The sequence below is a fragment of the Micromonospora sp. ATA51 genome (genome assembly GCF_016802855.1).
Taxonomy (GTDB): Bacteria; Actinomycetota; Actinomycetes; order Mycobacteriales; family Micromonosporaceae; genus Micromonospora; species Micromonospora sicca.
In genome coordinates, this window is record NZ_JAEVHJ010000106.1 from 1 (window position 1) to 20,320 (window position 20,320).

The following is a 20,320-nucleotide window of genomic DNA, read 5'->3' on the forward strand; positions in this document are numbered from 1 at the left end:
AGGCTGAGCCTGCGGCGTCCCCCGTCAGACGAAACCGGCGAAGGAGCTCGGGCTCCGGGGTGAACTGAGCACGCCCTTTGGAGTGAAATCAGCCAACTCAGGCTCCAGCTCCCGTCACTTCGATTGATGATCAGCAGGAGTCAAGGGTGCCCAGGCGGCCAGCGTCGGGCACTGCCTCGCCACGCCCGCGTCTCACCGTTACCCGGGAAATCCCCGGTCCTGTAGCCGCATGCTGTGGTTGCTGGGGCCGGCCTACGAGCCGGCCGTCGCGGATGACCTGGCCTGAAGCGAGCATCGGGCCGAGCAGTGGTGGGGCGGCGTCCCACCTACATAGGAGGGAACACCATGTCCACTGATGCTATCGATCTGCTCATTGAGGACCACCGCAAGATTCGCGGGCTGTTCAAGGAGTTCCAAGACGCGGGGTCGGATGCCAACAGAAAGGGTCAGCTGGTAAGCCAGATCCTCGAAGCACTGACCATGCACACCTACATCGAGAACGAGTGTATGTACCCGGAGACCCGCAGGCTGCTGCCGGACCTCGATGAAGCGGTACTGGAGTCCTACGAAGAGCACCACGTCGCGGACGTGCTGGGCTTTGAACTGGCCATGATGAGCCCAAGTGATGAGCATTTCGAGGCGAAGACAATGGTCCTTATCGAGGCCGTCACCCATCACATCCAGGAAGAGGAACAGGAGTGGTTCCCGAAGGTCCGCGCGGGTGTTGCGCCTGAACAGCTGCAGGACCTCGGTGCCCGGCTGGCGGAACTGAAGAAGAAGGCGCCCCGGAAGCCGACGGCGCCGCGCGCGCTGAAGAAGGCGATGGACGCCGTGCGGGCGTGACCCGCCAGGGTAAGGGGCCAGCGCCGGCGTGGTCGTTGTTCCTGAGGCAGCCTGCGTCAGCTCGTCACGGCGAGCGGGCCGCGGCATGCCTGCGGTGCACATGTCGGCAGCCCTGACGAGCCTTCCAGCGGTTGGTCTAGAGCGGTGGATGGCTTCCAGAAGGCCCTGCCGGTGCTCAACGACGGCGCGTCGGTCATCCTGTCCGGCTCGACCGCCGCCACCAGCGGCACCCCCGCCTTCGGGGTCTACGCCGCTTCCAAGGCCGCCATCCGCTCGTTCGGCCGTACCTGGGCCGCCGAGTTGACCGGCCGCGGGATCAGGGTCAACACCCTCATTCCGGGCCCGACCGAGACCCCCGGTGTCACCGGCCTGGCTGCCAGCCCGGACGAGGCCGCCGGGCTGCTGCAGATGCTCGCCTCCACCGTGCCGCTGGGCCGGATGGGCCAGCCCGAGGAGATCGCCAACGCCGCCCTGTTCCTGGCCTCCGACCAGAGCAGCTTCATGACCGGCGGCGAGATCTTCGTCGACGGTGGCGCGAAGCAGGTCTGACCGACGCGGCGTCCGGAGCACCCACGGCGGCATCGGACGCCGGGACCGCGGTGCCGGCAGGCCTGTCCTCGGCAACGAGGCGACGGCCGGCACCGCCGGGCGGGAGATCACCGCCGCCACCCTGAGGCGGGATTGCACAGGTCAGGCAGGCTTCCATTGCCTGGTGGACGTTCGCGGCCGCCGCTGGGAGCATCGGTGCGGGATGAGCGGCGGACCGGCGTACCCTGACCGGCTGGCGCCCACACTTGGGCGGGGCAGCGAGGTCGGTGGTATGAGCGAGCGAGACGCGCTGCATGGTCTGCTGCGGCAGTCGCACCGCGCCCGGCCCGAGGACCTACCCGGGATGGCACGGCAGGCCGCTCAGCAGCTCGGCGCCGACGACATGGTCCTCTACCTGGTCGACCACGAGCAGCGTCAGCTGCTTCCCATGCCAGGCCCGGGCGCACCACCGCGTGAGTCGCTGGCCATCGAGGGGACCCTGGCCGGCCGGGCATTCAGCATGCTGTGCCCCTTCGGCGGGGCCACGGACGCCGGCGGGGCCCGGCTGTGGCTGCCGCTGCTCAACGGCCTGGAACGCATGGGCGTCGCGGAGGTGGTCACCGCCGCCCCCGTGCCCGACTCCTCGGTGGCCGCGTTCGAGGCGGACGCGTCCCTGCTCGCCGAGCTGGTGATCAGCCGGTCGCAGTACAGCGACACGATCGAGCGGATCCGCCGGCGGGCGCCGATGCGCCTGGCCGCCGAGATGCTGCGCGCCCAACTTCCACCGCTGACCTTCTCCACCGGGCACATGATCATCAGCGGGATCCTGGAGCCCTGCTACGACGTGGGTGGTGACGCCTTCGACTACGCGGTCAACGGCGACATCGCCCATCTCGCTCTGTTCGACGCAGTCGGGCACGGCTCCGGCGGCGGTATGCGCGCGGTGATGCTCGCCAGCCTGGCTCTGGCCGCGTATCGCAACGCCCGCCGGGACGGTTTCGACCTGATCGCGACGTACCATCACATCGACACCGCCGTACGGGACCATGACCGGCGTGGCCTGATCACCGGCGTGCTGGCCGAGCTAGACCAGCGGACCGGCCGGCTGCGGGTCATTGCCGCCGGGCACCCGAGTGGGCTGGTGATCCGCCGAGGCAAGGTCGCCACCGTCCTGCCCACTCCCACCGCCCTGCCGGTCACCCTCGGCGACAGGCGGCCACCCGTGGTGGCCGAGGAAGCCCTCGAACCCGGCGACGACCTGCTCTTCTATACCGACGGCATCATCGAGGCCCGGTCGGCCGACGGGGAGCGGTTCGGCACAGAGCGGTTGGTCGACTTCACCGTCCGGGCCCTGGCTGACGACCCAGCGGGCAACCCTGCTGGAGCTGTTTCTCGATCTGGTGTTCGTCGCCGCACTCGCGCTAACTTCACGAAGCTTGGCGCAGAGGCTCGACTGGGTCGGCGTTCTCCAGACCGTGGTGCTACTGATGGCGGTCTGGTGGGTGTGGTCCGTCACCGCGCTGGCAACCGACCTTTACCACGCGCAGCGGCCGCCCATCTTCGCCATGACGCTCTGGGTCATGCTCGGGACCATCCTGATGGCTGGCTCGCTGCCCGGAGCCTTCTCCGACCACGCCCTGGTCTTCGCTGGCGCTTACGTGGCGATCCACGTGGGACGTGGTTTCTTTCTCGCCTTCACGCTTCACGGCCGCACGGCGCGGCTACACGCCAGCCGGTTCATCTTCTGGTTCGTCGTGTCCGCCGTACCGTGGCTCGCCGGCGGCCTCATGGCAGGCATGGCGCGGAACCTGCTGTGGGCCGCTGCGCTCGCCATTGATTACGGGTCAGCCTGGCTCCGCTACCCCACGCCCCAGCTCGGTCGGGTACCTACGTTTCAGTACAAGGTGGCAGCCGACCACCTGGCGGAGCGCTACCGGCAGTTCTTCACTCTCGCCCTCGGTGATCTCATCCTCGTCACCACCCTGACCTACGCCGACGCCGAGGTGACGGCCGAGCGCACAGCGGCGCTCCTCGTCTCGTTCGCGGCCACCGTGCTGCTGTGGCAGATCTACGTCCACCGCGCAGGGGCCCTGCTACAAGCCGCCATCCAGTCCTCCCGGGATCCGGGCGGATTCGTGAGGTCCGCGCCCAACACTCACCTGCTCATGGTGGCCGGCGTGGTCGCCGCCGCCGCCGGTTTCGAAAACGTCATCGCCCATCCCACCGAGCGCACCACGCCCTGGCTGGCCGGTGTCATTCTCGGTGGACCTGCGTTGTTCATGGCCGGACGAGCCCGGTTCGAATACGAGGTGTTCAGCCGGGTGTCGCCGTCTCGGCTGGTCGCACTGCTCGTGCTGGCAGTCGCGGCACCCGCCCTGGTGCTCGCACCCTCCCTGGTGGCCGGCGTCACCGCCGCGCTCGTCCTGGGCGGGGTTGCCGTCGCGGATGGCATCCGTGCCCACGGGAACCCACCCGAGCCACCAGCGCCCGCCATGTAGCTGGAAGCCACCTGGCCGTTCCGCCATGGACGATGGCGGCCCCCGCCGACGGATATCCACAGGTACCCAGGAGTGCCCGCAGACCGGTCCGCATCGGGGCCGGAGTGCTTCCCCCACGCGGACGGTCCGCGGCCGATCAGCTCAGTTGACGGTCACCGGGATGGTCTTCGGCGGCTGTTGCAGTTGCCCGTAGTTGTCCACCGCTCTGATCGAGACGGTGTAGGCACCTGCCGGGACCACCGGCGACGTGTACGCGAAGTTGGACCCCGGGGAACCCTGACTGGTGAGGAAGGCCGAGATCCAGGGTGAGCCGCCGAACACACCGGCGGAGTTCATCCCCTGACCGGCGCTGTTGAGGATCTGGACCTCCACCCGGGCCATCCCGACGTCGTCCACGGCACGTCCGGTGACCACGATCCTCGAGTCGGTGTAGACCTGGGCGTCCTGCGGGGTCAGGCTCGGTTCCAGCCGGGGATCGAGGTCGCCCGGGTACACGAGGTATCGAGCGGTGGCGCCGGAGGTCGAACCATCCTGCTGGCCCGCCGTGTCGACGGCCCACGCCTCGACGCTGTACTCACCCTTGGTCGGCAGGTCGATCGGCAGGCCGAACGTGGTGCTGGTCGCCCCGGGCGAGGCGAGGGCGGCGTTCACGGTGGCGAAGCTGGCCGCCATGGTGCCGTTCGGCTGCACGTACCGGCCGGTGTCCAGGTCGCGCAGCGCCACCCGCACGCCCTGCACGCCCTTGTCGTCGGTCGCCGTGCCGGCCAGGTCGAGGTGCAGCTGCTCGACGTTCTGGTCGACACCGGTGAAGCTCAACAGACCGTTCGGGAAGGCGTCACCGGGTACCTGGGCGGTGACGCTGAGCCGGCCCATGTTGGCGCTCGCCGTGGTCAGGCCCAGGTTGTCGGTGGCCCGTACCCGGAAGTCGTACACGCCGGGCGTGAGCGGCGCGGTGGTGTAGGACCAGTTGTACGACGCGGCGTTGAGGTTCGTCGGCGAGATCCGGTAGTAGGCCGCGATCGAGTCGGCGCCCCACGTGCCGTCGGCGGCCAGCGCCTCGCGCGTGGTGTTGTTGCGCAGGTAGATCTCGACCGACTTCAGGGTGTCGTCGTCGCCGGCGGTCCCGGAGAAGGTGATCGAACCGCCGGGGGCGACGGTGATCGGTGCGGCAGCGGTGGGCGGTGTCATCGGCACGGGGTTGCTGATGGCCACCGTCGGCGGGACACCGGTCGCCGAGATGATCCAGTCCCGGGTGTCGCCGCGCAGGTCGCTCTGACCGGCGGTGTCGATGGCGGTGGCGGTCATCTTCCAGTCGCCCTCGACGGGGAGGGTCACCTCGACCTGCCAGGTGGCCGACAGCGCGCCGATGACGTCCGGCTCGCCGCGGAACGTGTTGTAGACCGGGGCGACGCTCCCGTCGTCCTGCAGGTACTGGTTGTTCGGGGTGCGGAACGAGTACGTCAGCGCGCTGACGCCCTTGTCGTCACTGGCGGTGCCGGTGGCGATGAAGGTCTTGGTGGTGAGCAGGCCGCCGGTCGGCGAGGTGATCCTCGTCGACGGTGGCAGGTCGTCGAACCGGAAGGTCTCGATCTTCTTGACGGCCTTCGTGGCGTCGCTCGCGCCGTCGCGGGCGAACGTCTTCGCCTGGAGCTGGTATTCGCCGCTGGGCAGCGACACGGAGAGGGACCACGAGGTCGAGGGAGTGTTCAGCGCTGCGACTGCGGCGTTGATGCTGTTGGCGGCGCCCCACGTCACGCGGTCGTCCTGCAGGTACTGCTTCGAATTCCGGTTCTGGATCTCCACCTGGACTCGGGTGACACCGGCCGGAGCGGTCGCCTTGCCGTCGATCACGAATGCCGCGTTGGCGGGCTTGACCGCTCCCTCGATGGGCGTGGCGATCGTCGTGTCGACCGACGAGGCCGCCGGCGCCCGGCTGAGGTCGAAGAATCCGACCCGCCCGACCGTCTTGGCACCCTTGATGTTGCCGTCGCCACCGACGAACAGACCTCGCGGGGTGGCCAACATGGCCTTCTCGCCCTCGTACGAGTTGGAGCCCGGGTTCCATTCGAGCGCCGTGCCGGTCTTCGGGTCGAGCGCGCCGAGGTGGTCACGGCGGACCACCTGGTCGCCGAGACCGTAACCGCTCAGGCCCTGCCCGGTGCCGTAGCCGACGTTGTCCAGCCCAGGCCAGGGGACGTTGGAGGTCGGCGATTCCTGCCAACTGAAGTGGCCGCCGACGTACACGGCCGTTTCGGTGATGGCGACCGAGTAGACGCTGTCGAAGTGCCGGGACACCCAGATCGGCTGGACGTTGTCGTTGCCGGTCACCGGGAACGCGATCGCGGTGTCGTTGATCGGCGGGCGGTCGCCGCCCGAGCCGCTGGTGACGACGAAGTAGGAGTCGTTCGGCGCGATGTCACCGGCGAAGACCCGTTGGATGCCGCCGACGAAGGAGAGGTTGTCCTCCCACAGGCGGGTGCGCCACGGCAGCAGGGCCTTGGTGGCGGTGTTGATGAGACCGACGCCGTAGCGGTCCTGGCCGGCGATCTGCCGACCAGTGTGGACGACCAGCAGCTTGCTGTCGTCGTGCGTCAGCTTGAGCTGCTGCACGGTGAGCAGGCCGCCGACGCCGATGCCGCCGGACAGGGGCAGGTTGAATCCGCTGTCCACCGCGCCGGTGGTCGGGTTGAGCGCGACCAGGCCGCTGCGACTCACGCCGTTCACCTTCGTGAACTGGCCGCCGACGTACACCGCGGTCTTGCTCACGGCCAGAGCGGTCGCGCGTGCGTCCGCGGTTGCGGTGAACGCCGCGATCGGAGCACCGGTGACCGGGTTCAGCCGTACGATCTTGCGCTTCGCGACCCCACCGACCGTGTTGAACGATCCGGCGACATACAGCGACGAGCCGTCCGGTGCGGCTTCGACGGCCTCGACGGAGCCGTCGAACGTCGGCCGGAAGCCCGTATCGATCTTCCCCGTGTCGATGTTGTACGAAGCCAGCGACCGCTGGGCGATCGGCGTCGCGCCGACGTTCGCGATCGACGTGAACGAGCCGGCGATGAAGACCCGGTTTCCGATCAACGCGATGTCGGTGATCTCGCCGTTGGTGATCCTCGGCGTGTCGGTGCGCGGCGCACTCGGCACCAGCCCGGTGTGCCCCGGCACCGGTAGGGCCGCGATCGCGGCAGTACGGACGGCGGTGCGCGTGGCGTCGCCGCCCACCGTCTTCAGGACGGTGCGCGTGGTGGTGCTCGCGGCATTGTCGGCGAGCTTGCCCGCCACCGTGCTCGCAGCCGCCGGCAGGCCCGTCAACACGACAGCCCCGGCGACCAGACCCGCAACGGTGCGGCTCCGAACGTGCATCGAGACAACCCCCTGTAACGCCCGAATCGCGCTACCGGGTCGGCCCCCGGGCAGCGTCCACTCGCCGGCGTGCCGGAGTCACCGTAGGAGTCAATGCCCCCTCGTGGTACGGCGGCCGCCGGAAACGGACCGCTCGACATCAATTCCGGCCCCACCGGCGGGCCCCGTCACCTTCGGATCCACACCCGCTCCACCAATCGGATCGGTGCACGGCTGCCCATCGGGCCGCCGCCGGTCTGATCGACCCATTCGACTGGCCGCCGGTCGAGCGAGCGAGGATTCCACCCCCGACCGGCGCCCGGTGTCCACGGCGCGCTCATTGACAGGCGGGCGTGGTGTCCGACGAGGCTGAGCGGTAGCGGGGCCTGCGCCGTCCCGGGTTGCGCCACATCGGGTAGGCGGTGGTGCCGTCGGGAAGCGTGAAGGGCTCGTGGGAAACGTAGCCGTGCCGGACGTAGAGGTCTCGGTCGGCGGTGGTGGTGGCCTCGGTGTATGCGGGCAGCAGGCCGCGGTCCATCCAGGCGTTGCTGCTGGCGAGCAGCGTCGCGGCGCGACTGATCGGCCGCGGGCTCGGTGTCACCGCGAAGAACGCCAGGTGGTTGTGGGGACCGGCGGGCCGATGGGTGCCCAGGACGTCGTTCAGTTGGATGAAGCGGTCGAGGTGGTCGCCGCAGGCGACGGCGAGCCGTTCCCCGTAGCCGGTCGGGGGTGGGATGGGGCCGTTCCGGTGGAACCAGACGGCGGCGGCGGAGCGGTCGTTGAGGAGGTAGGCCTCGCCGAAGAGGAGCGCGTGCTCGGTCCAGATCCGGGCGACGGTGGTGAGCACGTCTCGTCGACAGCGTTCGTCGGGCACGAGCCACGCGCCGATGGGATCGCGGGCGAGGGAATCGGCGACAAGCTCGGCGATGTCGGCGATGTCGCACCATCGGGCACGTTCGACCGGCAGCGAATTGTTCACAGGTACTCCTGGTAGGTACGGCGGTTGGCAGACGGCGTTTGCCGAAGCGCGATGCGGGCTCGGTAGGCCAACTCCAGGCGGCACGTGAGGCGCCCGGAGGGCGGCAGAACCTTCCGCGGAACTCGAGCGTCGGCGAGCAGCGGTACGGGCAGGGCCAGCCCTGCCCGTGCATGGGCATTCAGGCGGCAGCGATGCTGGCGGCTTCGCTCAGGCGGGTCTGGTGTCCGGCTGACGCGATCGGTCCGCGAGCGTGGCGCCCCGGGCCACGGCACAGCCCTGCGGTTCGAGTTCCGGCGTCCACGAGCGAAGCGAGGCGTCGGCAGCCCCGGTTCCGCCACCGGCGGGGCCGTTACCGGCCGTGCTGCCAGGGCTGGCAGGGGTCAAGCCATCGGAGCGAGTCGGTTCGGCGGGCAACCGCAGCGCGGTCTCCCTGGCCGTGCCCGCTGACGGCCGGCCGCTCGCTGCTGGCTCCCAGGTCGGTGGGGGTGGCAGGGCTTTCGGGTGGATCGCGACGATCGGCAGGGCGGGACGGGCCACCGCAGCGGGGCTGGTGATCGTCGGCGGCCGGCCGGCTGGCGTCGGGGTGACCTCGACCGGATCGCCGGGAAAAGTCGGGGGCGCTGCGGGTCCGCCGATGATCGGCTGGACCAGGTCGAGCACCGGACCGACGACGGGACCCAGGACCTCGACGATCGGCTGGGTCACCGGGCGGACGACCGCGCCGACCGGTTCGAGCAGCCCCGCCCCGGCGGTCTGCCGCACAATCGGCGACGCGAGGCCCACGACCGGACGCGTCACCGGCTCGGTCGCCTCGACGACCCTTTCCACGTCGGCAACTGCCGATACGTCCACCACCGCCCGTACCGGTGCCGACACCTCCGACCGCTCAGCCGCGGGCCCGCCGACCGTGGTCCCCGGCTCCGTGCCCGCCGGCCGGCGCGTCGCGCCCGTCGACCTCGGTGGGGCCGCAGCGGTATCGCCGTCGATGCGGGCTGCTGGCTCGTCGACAGCCGGCCCGGTGAGCGAGTAGGGACCGCAGGGCAGCGGAGCGCCGAGCAGCCGGCCGGCTCCGTTGAGCACGTCACGCAACAGGCAAGGTCGGGCGGGTTCGGCAGCGTGTGCGGCGTCGTCGGCGATCGCGTCGTACCCGCCCCATACGCCGAGGACTCCACCGAGCAGGAGGAGGCCACGCATTGTCGTCCGAGCGAGTCGGCCGCGACATCGCACCACGGGACCTCCGAGCGGAACTCCGCTTTCCCACGCCAGGCTCCGATTTTGCCTCCGGTGAGCCTCCAGGCACTCTCCGACACGCACGTCGGGCCGTTACCGGCCGGGGACACGCCCCCACGTCGAGCGTTTCTCGAGCCGATCCACCGACCATGGACTCACCGGCGCCGGCGGGCGTCGGGGCGATGCGGGCAGAGTCGGCGAGGGTGGTGAGGTCGGTGCCGGCAGGGTATGTGCGGTGGCTCCGGGCGGTGTCGCGGACACTGTGGCGGGGCCTGCAACACTGCGGGGCCGGCTACACCGGCCTGATCCTGCCGCCACCCGCCGCGGCGCCGGAACCGGAAGGAACAACCGCGACGGTCACCGCCCCGGCATCGGGGCATCCGGAGCGGCTCGCGGCCCATGTGCCGATGTCGCGGGTGGAGAAGCGACTCTGGGCGGACCTCGGTCACCACCACCGGGCCGACTGAGCGGTCGGAGCGGGACGATCGCGTCAGCCCGACGGCCGGTCGGACTCCGGCTGGTAGATGTCCGGCACGCCGTCCCGGTCGCGGTCGGCGGTCTCCGCCTCGTACACCCGGCGGTAGAGCCGCCCCCGGGCGCGCAGAATGATCGTGGCCACCATCGCGGCGAGCAGCGACCCGGTGAGCACAGCGACCTTTGCGTGACCGTCGCGTTCACTGCCCAGACCGAACGCCAACTCGCCGATGAGCAGCGACACGGTGAACCCGATGCCGCCGAGGAGGGCCAGGCCGAGCACGTCGAGCCAGTTGAGGCCCTCGTCCAGATCCGCGCGGGTGAAGCGGGAGACCAGCCAGGTGGCGGCCATGATGCCGACCGGTTTGCCGACGACCAGGCCGACGACGATGCCGAGCGCGACGCGGTCGGTCAGCGCGGTGGCCAGGCCGGCGGCACCGCCGACGGTGACCCCGGCGGAGACGAAGGCGAAGACCGGCACCGCGATGCCGGCGGAGATCGGCCGGAACCGGTGCTCGAAGTGCTCGGCCAGACCCGGGCCGGCATCCGGCCCCCCCGCGGCCTGACTACGGATCACCGGGACGGTGAAGGCCAGCAGGACGCCGGCCACGGTGGCGTGCACCCCGGACGCGTGCACCAACGCCCAGGTCACGACCGCCAGTGGCAGGAGCAGCCACCAGGAGCGGACCCGCCGCTGCACCAGCACGGTGAAGATCGCGAGCGGGACCAGCGCGCCGAGCAGCGGGAGGACCGACAGGTGCGCCGTGTAGAAGACGGCGATGATCACGATCGCCAGCAGGTCGTCGACGACCGCCAGGGTGAGCAGGAAGGTGCGCAGCGCCGACGGCAGGAAGCGCCCGGCCACGGCCAGCACGGCGAGGGCGAAGGCGATGTCGGTGGCGGTCGGGATCGCCCACCCCTTCGCGCCGCCACCGCCCGCGATCAGGGCGTAGAGCACGGCCGGTACGAGCACGCCGCCCGCCGCCGCCGCGACCGGCACCGCCGCCCGGCGTGGGTCCCGCAGGTCGCCGGCGACGAATTCGCGCTTCAGTTCCAGCCCCGCGACGAAGAAGAAGATCGCCAGCAGGCCGTCGGCGGCCCAGGTGGCCACGCTGAGGTCGAGGTGTAGCGACGCCGGGCCGAAGCGGAGGTCGCGCAGCGTGTGGTAGCCGTCCGACCAGGGGGAATTCGACCAGGCTAGGGCGAGCAGCGCGCCGACGAGCAGCAGCGCTCCGCCGACCGTCTCCTTGCGGAGGATGGCGGAGATGCGACTGGTCTCGCCCCACGAGCGGCGGGCGAAGAGGCTGGCTCGGCGCCGGGCGGCGTCGGTCACGGGATCTCCTCGTCGACAGGGGTCGCGTCGTCCATCGCCGACCAGACTTCCCGGCACACCGCTGACTACCGTATCCGGCGGCCGCGCGGCCAAACCCCGGAGGGCCCTCGTGCCGTGCGGCGAGTCGCCGGTGGCCGGCCGGACCGGTGCAACGTCGCGCTGAGCGGGGGTCGGGGGACCGCGCTAGGCTCGCCCCACGGGACCTACCCCGTCGGGCATCACCGACTTCGACAGCTACGCCGACGCCGTACCGCCCCGGCTTTGCCCCTCCTTCCCGGAAGGCGTGGTGTCACATGGCGGACGGGCCTCCGATCCTCGTCGGCGTTCCCGACGGCACGGGGTGGGTCGGCACCCGCGCCGGTGTCCGCGGCACGGCGGCCGAGGGGTCGCCATGACGGGTCCGGCCTCGCCCGTCGCGCGGGACTTCGTGCACGCCGCCCTGATCGTCGACTCGGAAGACGCCCTGCGCGCCCGGCTCGTCCCCGCGCTGCGGCGGTCGGTCGCGGCGCACGAACGGGTCCACCTGCTGGTCGGCGCGCACGTCGAACGGGTCCTCCGCGACGCCCTGGGCACCGTGGCCGACCGGCTCGAATGGGGCGAAAGCGCCACCTTCCACCTGCGGCTGGGCTTCGCGTACGAGCGGCTCCGCCGGTATCTGGCCGCCCAGCACGCCGCCGGCAGCAGCGTCCACGTGATCACCGAGGCCGACGTGTCGGCCCCCGAGCGGGACGCCCCGGTTGACCGCGCCACCGCCCACCTGTCGTACGAGTCCGCGTGCGGCGACGCCTACGCCGACTACGGCTGCGCGGTCACCTGCCTCTGGGACAGTCGGCGCCACCCCACGCCCCTCATCGAGAGCGTCCGGACCCTGCACAACCACGAACTCACCGACAGCGGCTGCCTGCCCAACTCGGGGCACGTCGGGTCGGCCGACTACCTGCGGCGGATCAGCGAGATCCCGCTTGCCGCCGTGCCGACGATGGTGGACCTCGACGTCGGCCTGGTGGCCCTCGATCAGCTCAACCCGCTCCGCGCCGCGCTGCGCGGCTGGGCCGAGGCGAGATCGTTCGACGCGGACGCGACGGGTGACGTCGTCGTCGCGGTCACCGAGGTGGCCACGAACGGCCTGGTCCACGGCGCGCTCCCGGTACGCCTGCGGTGCTGGCACCACGGGGACACGCTCATCGTCCAGGTCGACGACTCGGGCGACCGCCCGATCCCGCCGACGGCCGGCTTCCGCGGGCCCGGCAGCGCGGACCGGGTCGGCGGGCGAGGTCTCTGGCTGGCCCGACAACTCGCCGACGTGGTGACCATGCACTGCGGGGAGAGCAGCACCAGCGTACGGTTGCACTTTCCGCACGTGGGCACGCACGGTCGGCCGGCCGGCCGGCTGACCGGGCCGCCGACAGCGGCGACCCCGAGCCGACGTCAGGCCCGCGCCGGCGTGGTCAGCGCCGCAGTTCGCGCCAGGCCGGGTCGCCCCCGCGCCAGGCGCCGGCGAGAATGCTGGCCGAGCCACGGCTGGGGCACTCCTGCACCTTCGACCGTCCGAGGGCGCCGCCGATCTGCGCCTGGACCTCCCACCGCTGCCCATCCGTGCGGATGTACACATCGCGACGCCCACGTGCCGTCGCGTCCCCATTCCACCAGTGCTCCTCGACGATCACCTCGCGACGGTATCTCAACAGGTGGCCGGACCGCACCGCCCGGCAGCCGGATCGGGACCGGACCGCCGCCGGGCTCCGGGCGTCGTACCGGACAGAAGCCGCGGTGGCGGCCATCGGGGCGGCGAACGCCTCCCCGACGAAGGGACCAGCCGTCAACGAGTCGCTACTGTCGGTAGCGACAGCCCAATCCCGACTCGGTGATCAGCTGCCGGGGGCGGGCGGGGTCGTCCTCCAGGTTGCGCCGGAGCTGGGCCATGTACTGGCGCAGGTAGTTGGTCTCATCAGGTCGAACCGGGCCAGCAGGTAGGCCACCACCCGCCGCCCTCCGCCCGGCCGAGGTGGCGCAGGTCCGCCATGAGCCTGAGGTTCTTCGCGAGCACGCCCTGCGCGGGCAGGTCGCCTCGACGGCCGGCCGTGGTGTGGTTGTCGTCGTCATGCCGCCCAGCGTTGCGACGGCGGGGATCACCACGGTTTCACGCCTCCGGAACGGCGGGTCAACCGTCCAGGCGGCGGACCATGTTCATGATGCTTTCCACCTGGGCCCCGCCCTTGATCGGGTAGTTGCTGCCGCCGAGGTAACCCCACCAGTCCCAGCATCCGTTCGGGTTCACCCCGGACGATGTCGCCTGCGGGTAGAGAACGATCAGCCGGTTGGTGTCGGCGTACTGGTTGAGGTTGGCCCGGTCGACGAAGGCGGTGCCGACCTTGGAGTAGCCCTGCACGCAGCCGTGCAGGGCGACCAGCAGCCGACAGGTCTGCCCGCCGGCACAGGCGCTCGGGACGTACGCGAAGCCGTTGGCGTCCATGCTCAGGCCGTTGGCCCAGCCGTTGACCGCGAAGACGTCCTGGCTGAACCGGATCAGCGTGCCACCGAGCGGGCCGGTGTTCGGCGCCGCCACCGAGCCGAGGAGCTTGCCGAGGAAGGCGCCCTGCGGGTCGGTGCCGCAGTCGTTGAGGTACGGCGAGGCGGTCGCCGTGCAGCCCACCGTGCCGTACGGGGTGACCCAGGCATGCCCGGCGGCGCTGGCGGACTCGTACCGCACGCTGGCCCCGAAGTCCTGGTAGTAGCGGACCAGGTCGTCGGTGACGGATTTCTTCACGGTGTTGTCGTTGCCGCCGTGGTAGACGTACACGGGCTGGCCGGCGAGGTTGCCGGTGCCGTCGATCCAGCCGTACGACGCCCAGCTGCGGGTGTAGCTCTCCAACGTGGAGACGTACGTCGGGTAGCGGTTGTCGCCGCAGCCGTAGAGCGCCTGCGAGGCGTTGTTCTGCGCGCAGTAGTAGGGCCCGGCCGCGAAGACGGCGGCGCCGCGGATCCGCGCCGAGTAGGCGACCTGGAGCTGGGTGGCCATGTACCCGCCGGAGGAGACCCCGGCGACGTAGACGGCGGAGACGGGGTACGTGCCGAGCGAGCCGGCGACCGGGGGCTTGGTGTACGGCGTGCTCGCCGCCCGGGCGGCGACGCCGCCGGGCAGGACCAGGAGGAGGACGGCGGCGAGGGTGGTGACGGCTTTCCACGGTGACTTCATGGCGTTCTCCCGTCCGAGCGCCGGCGGGACGACCGGCGTGCGAGGACGCTAACGTGATATCGACCACAGCAGATATCCGCACGGCCGACACCTCGGCGGTCGCGGGAGTGTGGGGCTCCCACCCGACCGCCGTTTCCGCCCCGGGCAGGCCGGGCACGCCGTCCGCGCGTTGCCGGGGGTCCGGCAGCCGGGTGCGGAACTGGCAGTTGGGTGGGCGGACCGCGTATGCCTGCCCGGTGGACCAGCGGCCGGGACGTCAACCGTCGCCCTTCTCCTCCTCGCCATTCTTGTCTTCCTTGCCCTTGCGGTCGTCCTTCTTTTCACCGTTCTGGCGGGGAGCGGGCCGACTGGTCTGTCCGGCGACGGTGAGTGCGCTGCGACAGGACCTTCCGTTCAGGCGGAACTGGTCGGGCAGGGAGGTGGTCCCCCGGTAGGTCACTGCCACGGTGGCGGTGACGGTCCGCGTGGGCGGAAGGTTACCGATGCTGGCCTGGATCGTGTCGCCGCTCTGCCGCCAACTGCCCGGAGAGCCCTGGACGAGGCGCTGGTGGCCGGGGAGGCTGAACGCCAGCCGCGCGTCGTCGATGGGCACCGGGCCGGTGTTGGTGATGCTGACCCGAGTGGAGGACCGGCCGTCGACGGCGCCGCTGAGGGAGTACCGGACACTGCACTCCGGCTGGCGTTGGCCGATGCCCTCGACGGCGGTCGGGGTGCGGGCCTCGGTCGGATCACCGCCGGACGAGCCCTCGGCGGACAGGGCGACGGCCACCGCCCCGGAGGCCAACATTGCCGCGGCGGCGGCCCCAGCGACGGCCGCCCGCCGTGACGGAGGGAGCCGCCGCCAACGGTCCAGGGGCACCGCGACGAGCCGCGACGCCGGGACGGCGGCTACGACCAGGCCGCGCGCCGGAGACCAGCTACGGGTGGGTGCCGGCTCCGGGATGATTCCGGCGCCGTCGTTGAGGGTGCCAGCGAGCAGCAGCGTGGCCGGGGATAGGCCGGCGACGGCGCCGAGGACCGAAGCCGCCTCGGCGGCCGGCGGGCGGTCGACCGGTTCCTTCGCAAGGCAGCGGCGGCACAGCTCACCGATCTCCGGAGGCAGGTCGGCGATGTCCGGCAGCGCGGCCGGTTCGTGGTAGCGATGGGCGGCGACCATCTGGGTGGTGGTGGAGGCCCGCCACGGCAACCGGCCGGCCAGGGCGCGGTAGAGGAGCAACCCCAGCGCGTACACGTCGGTGGCCGGGTGTACCGCACCTTGTTCCAGCCGCTCGGGGGCCAGGTATGCCGGGGTACCCAGCAGCCCTTCGGGCAGCCCTTCGGGATCGCCGGAAGTAGCCGAGATGCCGAAGTCCACCAGCTTGACCCCACCGCCGGCCACCATCACGTTGCCGGGCTTGACGTCCCGGTGCACGACCCCGCGCCGGTGGGCGGCGGCCAGTGCCGCGGCGACCTGGGCGCAGATCAGCACGGCCACCCGCCAGGGCAGCGGGCCGCCGGTGAGCAGCTGGGACAGCGAGCGGCCCTCGACGACCTCCATGACCACGTACGGCACCGGCGGTCCGCCGGAGGCGGTGGCCTCGCCGTAGTCGTACACCTCGACGATGTTCGGGTGGCGGAGCCGGGCCGCGGAGCGGGCCTCGGCCCGGATCCGGTGCAGCAGTTGGGGATCGGCCGCCAGCTCCGGGGAAAGCAACTTCACCGCCACGTCCCGGCCGAGCACCTCGTCGTGGGCACGCCAGACCACCGACATGCCGCCCGCACCCAGCCGCTCGAGCAACCGGTAACGACCATCCAGCATCGACTCGACGTCCACCGTCGGAAAGTGCCCCGGCCGGCGTTCCGGAAAACACCGGACGGTGGGGCCCCCGGGGTCGGGTGACGGGCGTCAGCGGCCGGGCAGCGCCTGGGCGACCTGCGTCGCCCCGGCGATGAGGATGTCGTATCCGTTGGCGCCGACCTTGCCTTCGCGGCGCAGGTCGGTCAGCTCCTCGGCGAACTCCCGCAGGTTCTCCCGCGCTTGTCCGGCTCACCGTCGGCAATCCGCTCCTCCGCCTCGCGCAACCGTTTCCGCAGCTCTTTGCCGTCGCCTGGGCGTAGCTGCCGCTGCTGCACGAGACCGTCCACCGTGGCCCGCAATCCCGCAACCAGTTCCGCCGGGCTGGCCGCCCGCCGCGGGGACGAAGGGGAAGGGGAAGGGGAACTGACGGGGGTGGGCGAAACCTCGTCGATCACGGGTTCGGTGGGATCGACAGGCGCGGACGTGTCGATCGCCATGGTGGGACCGGTGGTGGGGCCAGCGTCCTCATCACCGCCGAAGGCCAGCATGAGCGTGGCGACCACCAGCACGACGGCCGCTCCCCCCACCGCCAGCCACATCAGCCGGCTTGCGTCGTCCGGGGACCGGTGGCGACTGCCGGCCGGGCGGACCAACGGCAACACGCTCGTGGGCGGGGCCACGTCGGCGCCGCGCGAGTCATGGGGGGCGGACACGCCGGACATCATGCCACGAGCGGCCGACCAGAGCCTCTTCCTCCGGCAGACCAAGGCTCGACCTACGGTGGTCGGGTGCGTCAAGGCTTACTCCCCGCCATCCTGGCCGTCGTGCTCGCCGCCGCGACCGGCGGTTGCGGGGGCGGAGAGGCGTACGCCGCACTGCGGCACCCGTTCCGGGGGGCGACCCTGCTCGTGGACGCGGACAGCCCGGCGAAGCATTGGCGGAACGACCACGGTGCCGGGTGGCTGGACCCGATCGCGGACACCCCGCAGGCCCGTTGGCTGGCCGGTCCGGCAGACCTGACCGACCTGCGCCCGTACCTCGCGCCCAGGACCGGCGGGCCTTGCCGTCGCCGCCGCCCCGGGCCATCGAACTCGAGAAGTGGAACCTCGGCACCCCCGCGGAACTGCGCAAGCTGCGGGCGTCGCTGCGCGCGGCGTTGACCCGCTACGGCCTGGCCCAGGGGGAGGAACTCGACGAGGTGCCCGGCCTGGTCGTGCTGGTCGCCACCGAGCTGGCGAGCAACGCGCTGCGACACGGTATCCCGCCGACCATCGTCACGCTGCTGGCCACCGATGACTGCTTCATGCTCGACGTCGCCGACCACGACCTGACGACGGTGCCCGAGCTGGCCGACACCCATCCGCTCGACTCGGGCGGCCGCGGGCTGCTGCTGTCGCAGTCGGTCTCCCTGGCCGTCGGCTGGTACGCGACGGAGGACACCAAGAACATCTGGGCGTCCTTCCCCCGCTGACCCGCCGCGCTGTCGGCCCTTGCCGGGCCGAGGTACGGACTGCCACGACGGCAACGGTGGCAACCGCCGGCTAGAAGCCAGCCACCGGGTGCGGGACGTACGGCCCCTCCAGCGCCGCCACCTCCTCGTCGGTCAGCTCCAGCTCCAGCCCGGCCACCGCGTCGGTCAGATGGTGCGGCTTGGTCGCGCCGACGATCGGCGCGGTCACCGTCGGATTGCGCGCCACCCAGGCCAGCGCCACCTGCGCCCGGGGTACGCCCCGCGCCGCCGCCACCCGGGCGACCGCCTCGACCACCGCCCGGTCCGGCTCCTCGGTCCGCGCGTAGAGCCCCCGGCCGAACTCGTCGGTCTCCGCCCGCGCGGTCCGCTCCCCCCAGTCCCGGGTCAGCCGGCCCCGGGCCAGCGGGCTCCACGGGATCACCGCGATCCCCTGGTCCGCGCAGAGCGGCAGCATCTCCCGCTCCTCCTCGCGGTAGAGCAGGTTGTAGTGGTTCTGCATGGAGACGAACCGGGTCCAGCCGTGCCGTTCCGCGGCCCAGAGCGCCTTGGCGAACTGCCAGGCGTACATCGAGGAGGCGCCGAGGTAGCGGACCTTGCCGGCGCGGACCAGGTCGTGCAGCGCCTCCAGGGTCTCCTCGATGGACGTACCCGGGTCCAGCCGGTGAATCTGGTAGAGGTCCACGTAGTCGGTGCCGAGCCGGCGCAGGCTGGCGTCGATCTCGCTCATGATGTGCTTGCGGGACAACCCGCCCCGGTTCGGCCCCGGACCCATCCGGCCGTGCACCTTGGTCGCGATGACCACCTCGTCGCGGCGGGCGAAGTCCTTCAGCGCCCGGCCGACGATCTCCTCGCTGGTGCCGTCGGAGTAGACGTTGGCGGTGTCGAAGAAGTTGACCCCCAGCTCCACCGCCTGCCGGATGAACGGCCGGCTCTGGTCCTCCGGCAGCGACCACGGGTGGGCGCCACGCGCCGGGTCGCCGTAGCTCATGCAGCCCAGGCAGAGCCGGGACACCTCCAGACCGGTGGACCCGAACTTCACGTACCGCATGCGGTGGGCCTCCTCAGCGCCAGCCGTGCTTCGGCTCGTAGCCGAGCACCCGGCGGGCCTTGTCGATGGAGAGCAGCGTCTCGTTACCGGTCAGCTCCCGGCGCACCGGAACCCCGGGGAAGACCTCCGCGGCCAGCTCGGCGGTGGGGCGGCTCATCACGGTGTCGGCGTTGGCGATGATGAAGACGTCCATGCCGGTCGCGTCGTGCTCCAGCGCCCGGCGGACCGCCTGCGCCCCGTCCCGGGCGTCGATGTAGCCCCACAGGTTCCACGAGCGCAGCGACGGATCGGCGTCGTACCCGGGAAAGGCGGCGTAGTCGGCCGGCTCCATCACGTTGGAGAAGCGCAGCCCGATCGCCTTGAGCCGGGGCTCCCAGCGGCAGAACTGGGCGACCATCTGCTCCTCGAGATGCTTCGCCAGCGCGTACGACGTCTCCGGCCGGGCCGGGTACTCCTCGTCCACCGGCAGGTACGGCGGCGGGGTCCCGAACGGCAGGCCGAGCAGCGTCTCGCTGGACGCCCAGACCACGTTGGTGATGCCGACCGCCCGGGCGGCGGAGAAGACGTGGTAGCTGGCGGTGATGTTGTTGCGGAAGGTCACCGCGTTCCCGGCCACGCCCGGCCCCGGGATGGCGGCCAGGTGCACCACCGCGTCCACCCCCGAGTAGCGCTCGTCGATGCCGGTGAACGCCTCCAGCACCTGACCCTGGTCGGTCAGGTCGATCCGGGTGAACGGGCAGCGCGGCTCGGCAGGCGCGACCAGGTCCAGGTTCACCACGTCGTACGAGTGGGCGAGCAGCTCGTCCACGACCGCGCGGCCGAGCTTCCCGCTGCCTCCGGTGACCACGACCCGACTCATCCGCCGTCCCCTCTCCCGGGGCCCCACGCCCCTGCCCCGCGCCACGTGTCCGCGGTCCATCTCACCACCCGCCGGGCGTCATGTGCAGTGCGGGATGGGTCAGTCCTCCGCCGGGATCGGGTCGTCGTACTGGCCGGACGGACCGGTGTGCAGGGCGCCGTCCACCCGGGGCCAGGCGTTCGGCAGGCAGCCGTGCAGGCCGAGGGTCTGCTGCTCCATCACCGGCGCCGGCCCGCCGGCCCGGGGACACAGCTCGTGGCCCCGGCCCAGGCGGTGACCGACCTCGTGGTTGAGCAGGTACGGCCGATAGCTGCCCAGATCGTCGAACTGCGGCACGCCGCGGGCCCACCGGGCGACGTTGATCACCACCCGGTCCCCGTTGCGGCAGGAGGTGTAGTGGTCGGACGGGTCCGCACAGAGTTCCCCCCGGGTCACCGGGGTGGCCAGCAGCACGGTGAAGTCGTCCGGCTCGTCCGGGCCGACCCGCTGGAGCCGCCACTCGCCGCCGCCGGTCCAGCCCCGCGGATCGGCGAGGATCACCGCGACCTCCCGGCCGAAGCGCTCCACGTCCACCTCGTCGATGCCCTCCTCGACCGCGACCCGGTAGCGGAGCAGCGGGCCGCTGCGGCCCGCCACGGCGCCACGGGCGGTGGCGGTGCGGAAGTTCCCCGTGCCCCGGGCCGGGTAGCTGAGGGTCGGCTCGGGCGGCCCGGCGGCCCGGCCCGCCGCGGGCACGGCCGGT

General features: G+C 71.6%; 16 protein-coding genes and 2 pseudogenes. 7 read left to right on the forward strand and 11 right to left on the reverse strand.

Translation table 11 applies throughout. The features are described 5' to 3' along the window. Window positions 1-345 precede the first annotated feature (345 nt). The 4 genes and pseudogenes from JNW87_RS17950 (at window position 346) to JNW87_RS17965 (ending at window position 3,869) form a co-directional block, all read left to right on the forward strand. Window positions 346-843 carry a hemerythrin domain-containing protein gene (locus tag JNW87_RS17950; protein ID WP_109801963.1) on the forward strand — a complete coding sequence of 166 codons (498 nt, stop codon included), beginning with the start codon at window positions 346-348 and terminating at the stop codon, window positions 841-843. A 144-nt stretch (window positions 844-987) separates the two neighbouring features. Further along, window positions 988-1,392 (forward strand): SDR family oxidoreductase, encoded by a 405-nt coding sequence (locus tag JNW87_RS17955; RefSeq protein WP_236647868.1) that lies wholly within the window; start codon window positions 988-990, stop codon window positions 1,390-1,392. Window positions 1,393-2,179: 787 nt separating this feature from the next. Continuing rightward, window positions 2,180-2,716 (forward strand): annotated as a pseudogene (locus JNW87_RS39585) (PP2C family protein-serine/threonine phosphatase); the annotation flags it as partial. A gap of 55 nt (window positions 2,717-2,771) precedes the next feature. Beyond that, window positions 2,772-3,869, forward strand: a complete 1,098-nt coding sequence (locus JNW87_RS17965) for a low temperature requirement protein A (protein ID WP_238454094.1) — start codon at window positions 2,772-2,774, stop codon at window positions 3,867-3,869. A 141-nt stretch (window positions 3,870-4,010) separates the two neighbouring features. On the opposite strand, the gene JNW87_RS17970 is transcribed toward JNW87_RS17965, so the two are convergent. The 3 genes from JNW87_RS17970 to JNW87_RS17980 form a co-directional block, all read right to left on the reverse strand. Beyond that, window positions 4,011-7,232 carry an Ig-like domain-containing protein gene (locus JNW87_RS17970; protein WP_109801954.1) on the reverse strand — a complete coding sequence of 1,074 codons (3,222 nt, stop codon included), beginning with the start codon at window positions 7,230-7,232 and terminating at the stop codon, window positions 4,011-4,013. 316 nt (window positions 7,233-7,548) lie between these two features. Next, window positions 7,549-8,190: a hypothetical protein gene (locus JNW87_RS17975; RefSeq protein WP_109801955.1), complete on the reverse strand. Its 642-nt coding sequence runs from the start codon at window positions 8,188-8,190 to the stop codon at window positions 7,549-7,551. Between the two features lie 207 nt (window positions 8,191-8,397). Next, window positions 8,398-9,384, reverse strand: coding sequence for a hypothetical protein (locus tag JNW87_RS17980; RefSeq protein WP_109801956.1), 987 nt, complete (start codon window positions 9,382-9,384; stop codon window positions 8,398-8,400). 284 nt (window positions 9,385-9,668) lie between these two features. On the opposite strand from JNW87_RS17980, the gene JNW87_RS17985 reads away from it, so the two are divergent. Continuing rightward, complete coding sequence (locus JNW87_RS17985) at window positions 9,669-9,887, forward strand: DUF6059 family protein (RefSeq protein ID WP_146231072.1); 219 nt, start codon at window positions 9,669-9,671, stop codon at window positions 9,885-9,887. A gap of 23 nt (window positions 9,888-9,910) precedes the next feature. On the opposite strand, the gene nhaA is transcribed toward JNW87_RS17985, so the two are convergent. Next, complete coding sequence (gene nhaA, locus JNW87_RS17990) at window positions 9,911-11,227, reverse strand: Na+/H+ antiporter NhaA (RefSeq protein WP_109801958.1); 1,317 nt, start codon at window positions 11,225-11,227, stop codon at window positions 9,911-9,913. Window positions 11,228-11,618: 391 nt separating this feature from the next. Between nhaA and JNW87_RS17995 the strand changes: the two genes are divergently transcribed. Then, window positions 11,619-13,070 carry an ATP-binding protein gene (locus JNW87_RS17995; RefSeq protein ID WP_238454095.1) on the forward strand — a complete coding sequence of 484 codons (1,452 nt, stop codon included), beginning with the start codon at window positions 11,619-11,621 and terminating at the stop codon, window positions 13,068-13,070. Here JNW87_RS17995 and JNW87_RS18000 read toward each other — a convergent pair. From JNW87_RS18000 to JNW87_RS18015, 4 genes and pseudogenes are all read right to left on the reverse strand, one after another. Continuing rightward, a pseudogene (locus JNW87_RS18000) lies at window positions 13,058-13,192 on the reverse strand (DNA-binding response regulator); the annotation flags it as partial. The gene JNW87_RS17995 and the pseudogene JNW87_RS18000 overlap by 13 nt on opposite strands. Before the next feature lie 196 nt (window positions 13,193-13,388). Continuing rightward, the gene (locus JNW87_RS18005) at window positions 13,389-14,423 is read right to left on the reverse strand and encodes a PHB depolymerase family esterase (protein WP_109801960.1); all 1,035 of its coding nucleotides are present in this window, start codon (window positions 14,421-14,423) and stop codon (window positions 13,389-13,391) included. 256 nt (window positions 14,424-14,679) lie between these two features. Further along, the gene (locus JNW87_RS18010; protein WP_109801964.1) at window positions 14,680-16,221 is read right to left on the reverse strand and encodes a serine/threonine-protein kinase; all 1,542 of its coding nucleotides are present in this window, start codon (window positions 16,219-16,221) and stop codon (window positions 14,680-14,682) included. A gap of 182 nt (window positions 16,222-16,403) precedes the next feature. Further along, window positions 16,404-16,913, reverse strand: coding sequence for a hypothetical protein (locus JNW87_RS18015; protein WP_238454096.1), 510 nt, complete (start codon window positions 16,911-16,913; stop codon window positions 16,404-16,406). A 347-nt stretch (window positions 16,914-17,260) separates the two neighbouring features. Here JNW87_RS18015 and JNW87_RS18020 point away from each other — a divergent pair, with 347 nt between their 5' ends. Further along, complete coding sequence (locus tag JNW87_RS18020) at window positions 17,261-17,671, forward strand: ATP-binding protein (protein WP_109800791.1); 411 nt, start codon at window positions 17,261-17,263, stop codon at window positions 17,669-17,671. A gap of 70 nt (window positions 17,672-17,741) precedes the next feature. Here the strand turns inward: JNW87_RS18020 and JNW87_RS18025 are convergent, their stop codons facing one another. The 3 genes from JNW87_RS18025 to JNW87_RS18035 form a co-directional block, all read right to left on the reverse strand. After that, window positions 17,742-18,719 (reverse strand): aldo/keto reductase, encoded by a 978-nt coding sequence (locus JNW87_RS18025; protein WP_109800792.1) that lies wholly within the window; start codon window positions 18,717-18,719, stop codon window positions 17,742-17,744. A 13-nt stretch (window positions 18,720-18,732) separates the two neighbouring features. Continuing rightward, the gene (locus JNW87_RS18030; protein ID WP_109800793.1) at window positions 18,733-19,578 is read right to left on the reverse strand and encodes an NAD(P)-dependent oxidoreductase; all 846 of its coding nucleotides are present in this window, start codon (window positions 19,576-19,578) and stop codon (window positions 18,733-18,735) included. Between the two features lie 99 nt (window positions 19,579-19,677). Further along, window positions 19,678-20,320: DUF3152 domain-containing protein (locus JNW87_RS18035; RefSeq protein ID WP_238454097.1), on the reverse strand; the 643-nt coding region annotated here is incomplete at its 5' end.

What these genes read in the sequence shown, in the direction of transcription:
- JNW87_RS17950 (WP_109801963.1), top strand. Translation starts at nt 346, where the DNA reads ATGTCCACTGATGCTATCGATCTGCTCATTGAGGACCACCGCAAGATT.
- JNW87_RS17970 (WP_109801954.1), bottom strand. Translation starts at nt 7,232, where the DNA reads ATGCACGTTCGGAGCCGCACCGTTGCGGGTCTGGTCGCCGGGGCTGTC.
- JNW87_RS17980 (WP_109801956.1), bottom strand. Translation starts at nt 9,384, where the DNA reads ATGCGTGGCCTCCTCCTGCTCGGTGGAGTCCTCGGCGTATGGGGCGGG.
- JNW87_RS17995 (WP_238454095.1), top strand. Translation starts at nt 11,619, where the DNA reads ATGACGGGTCCGGCCTCGCCCGTCGCGCGGGACTTCGTGCACGCCGCC.
- JNW87_RS18005 (WP_109801960.1), bottom strand. Translation starts at nt 14,423, where the DNA reads ATGAAGTCACCGTGGAAAGCCGTCACCACCCTCGCCGCCGTCCTCCTC.
- JNW87_RS18010 (WP_109801964.1), bottom strand. Translation starts at nt 16,221, where the DNA reads ATGCTGGATGGTCGTTACCGGTTGCTCGAGCGGCTGGGTGCGGGCGGC.
- JNW87_RS18025 (WP_109800792.1), bottom strand. Translation starts at nt 18,719, where the DNA reads ATGCGGTACGTGAAGTTCGGGTCCACCGGTCTGGAGGTGTCCCGGCTC.
- JNW87_RS18030 (WP_109800793.1), bottom strand. Translation starts at nt 19,578, where the DNA reads ATGAGTCGGGTCGTGGTCACCGGAGGCAGCGGGAAGCTCGGCCGCGCG.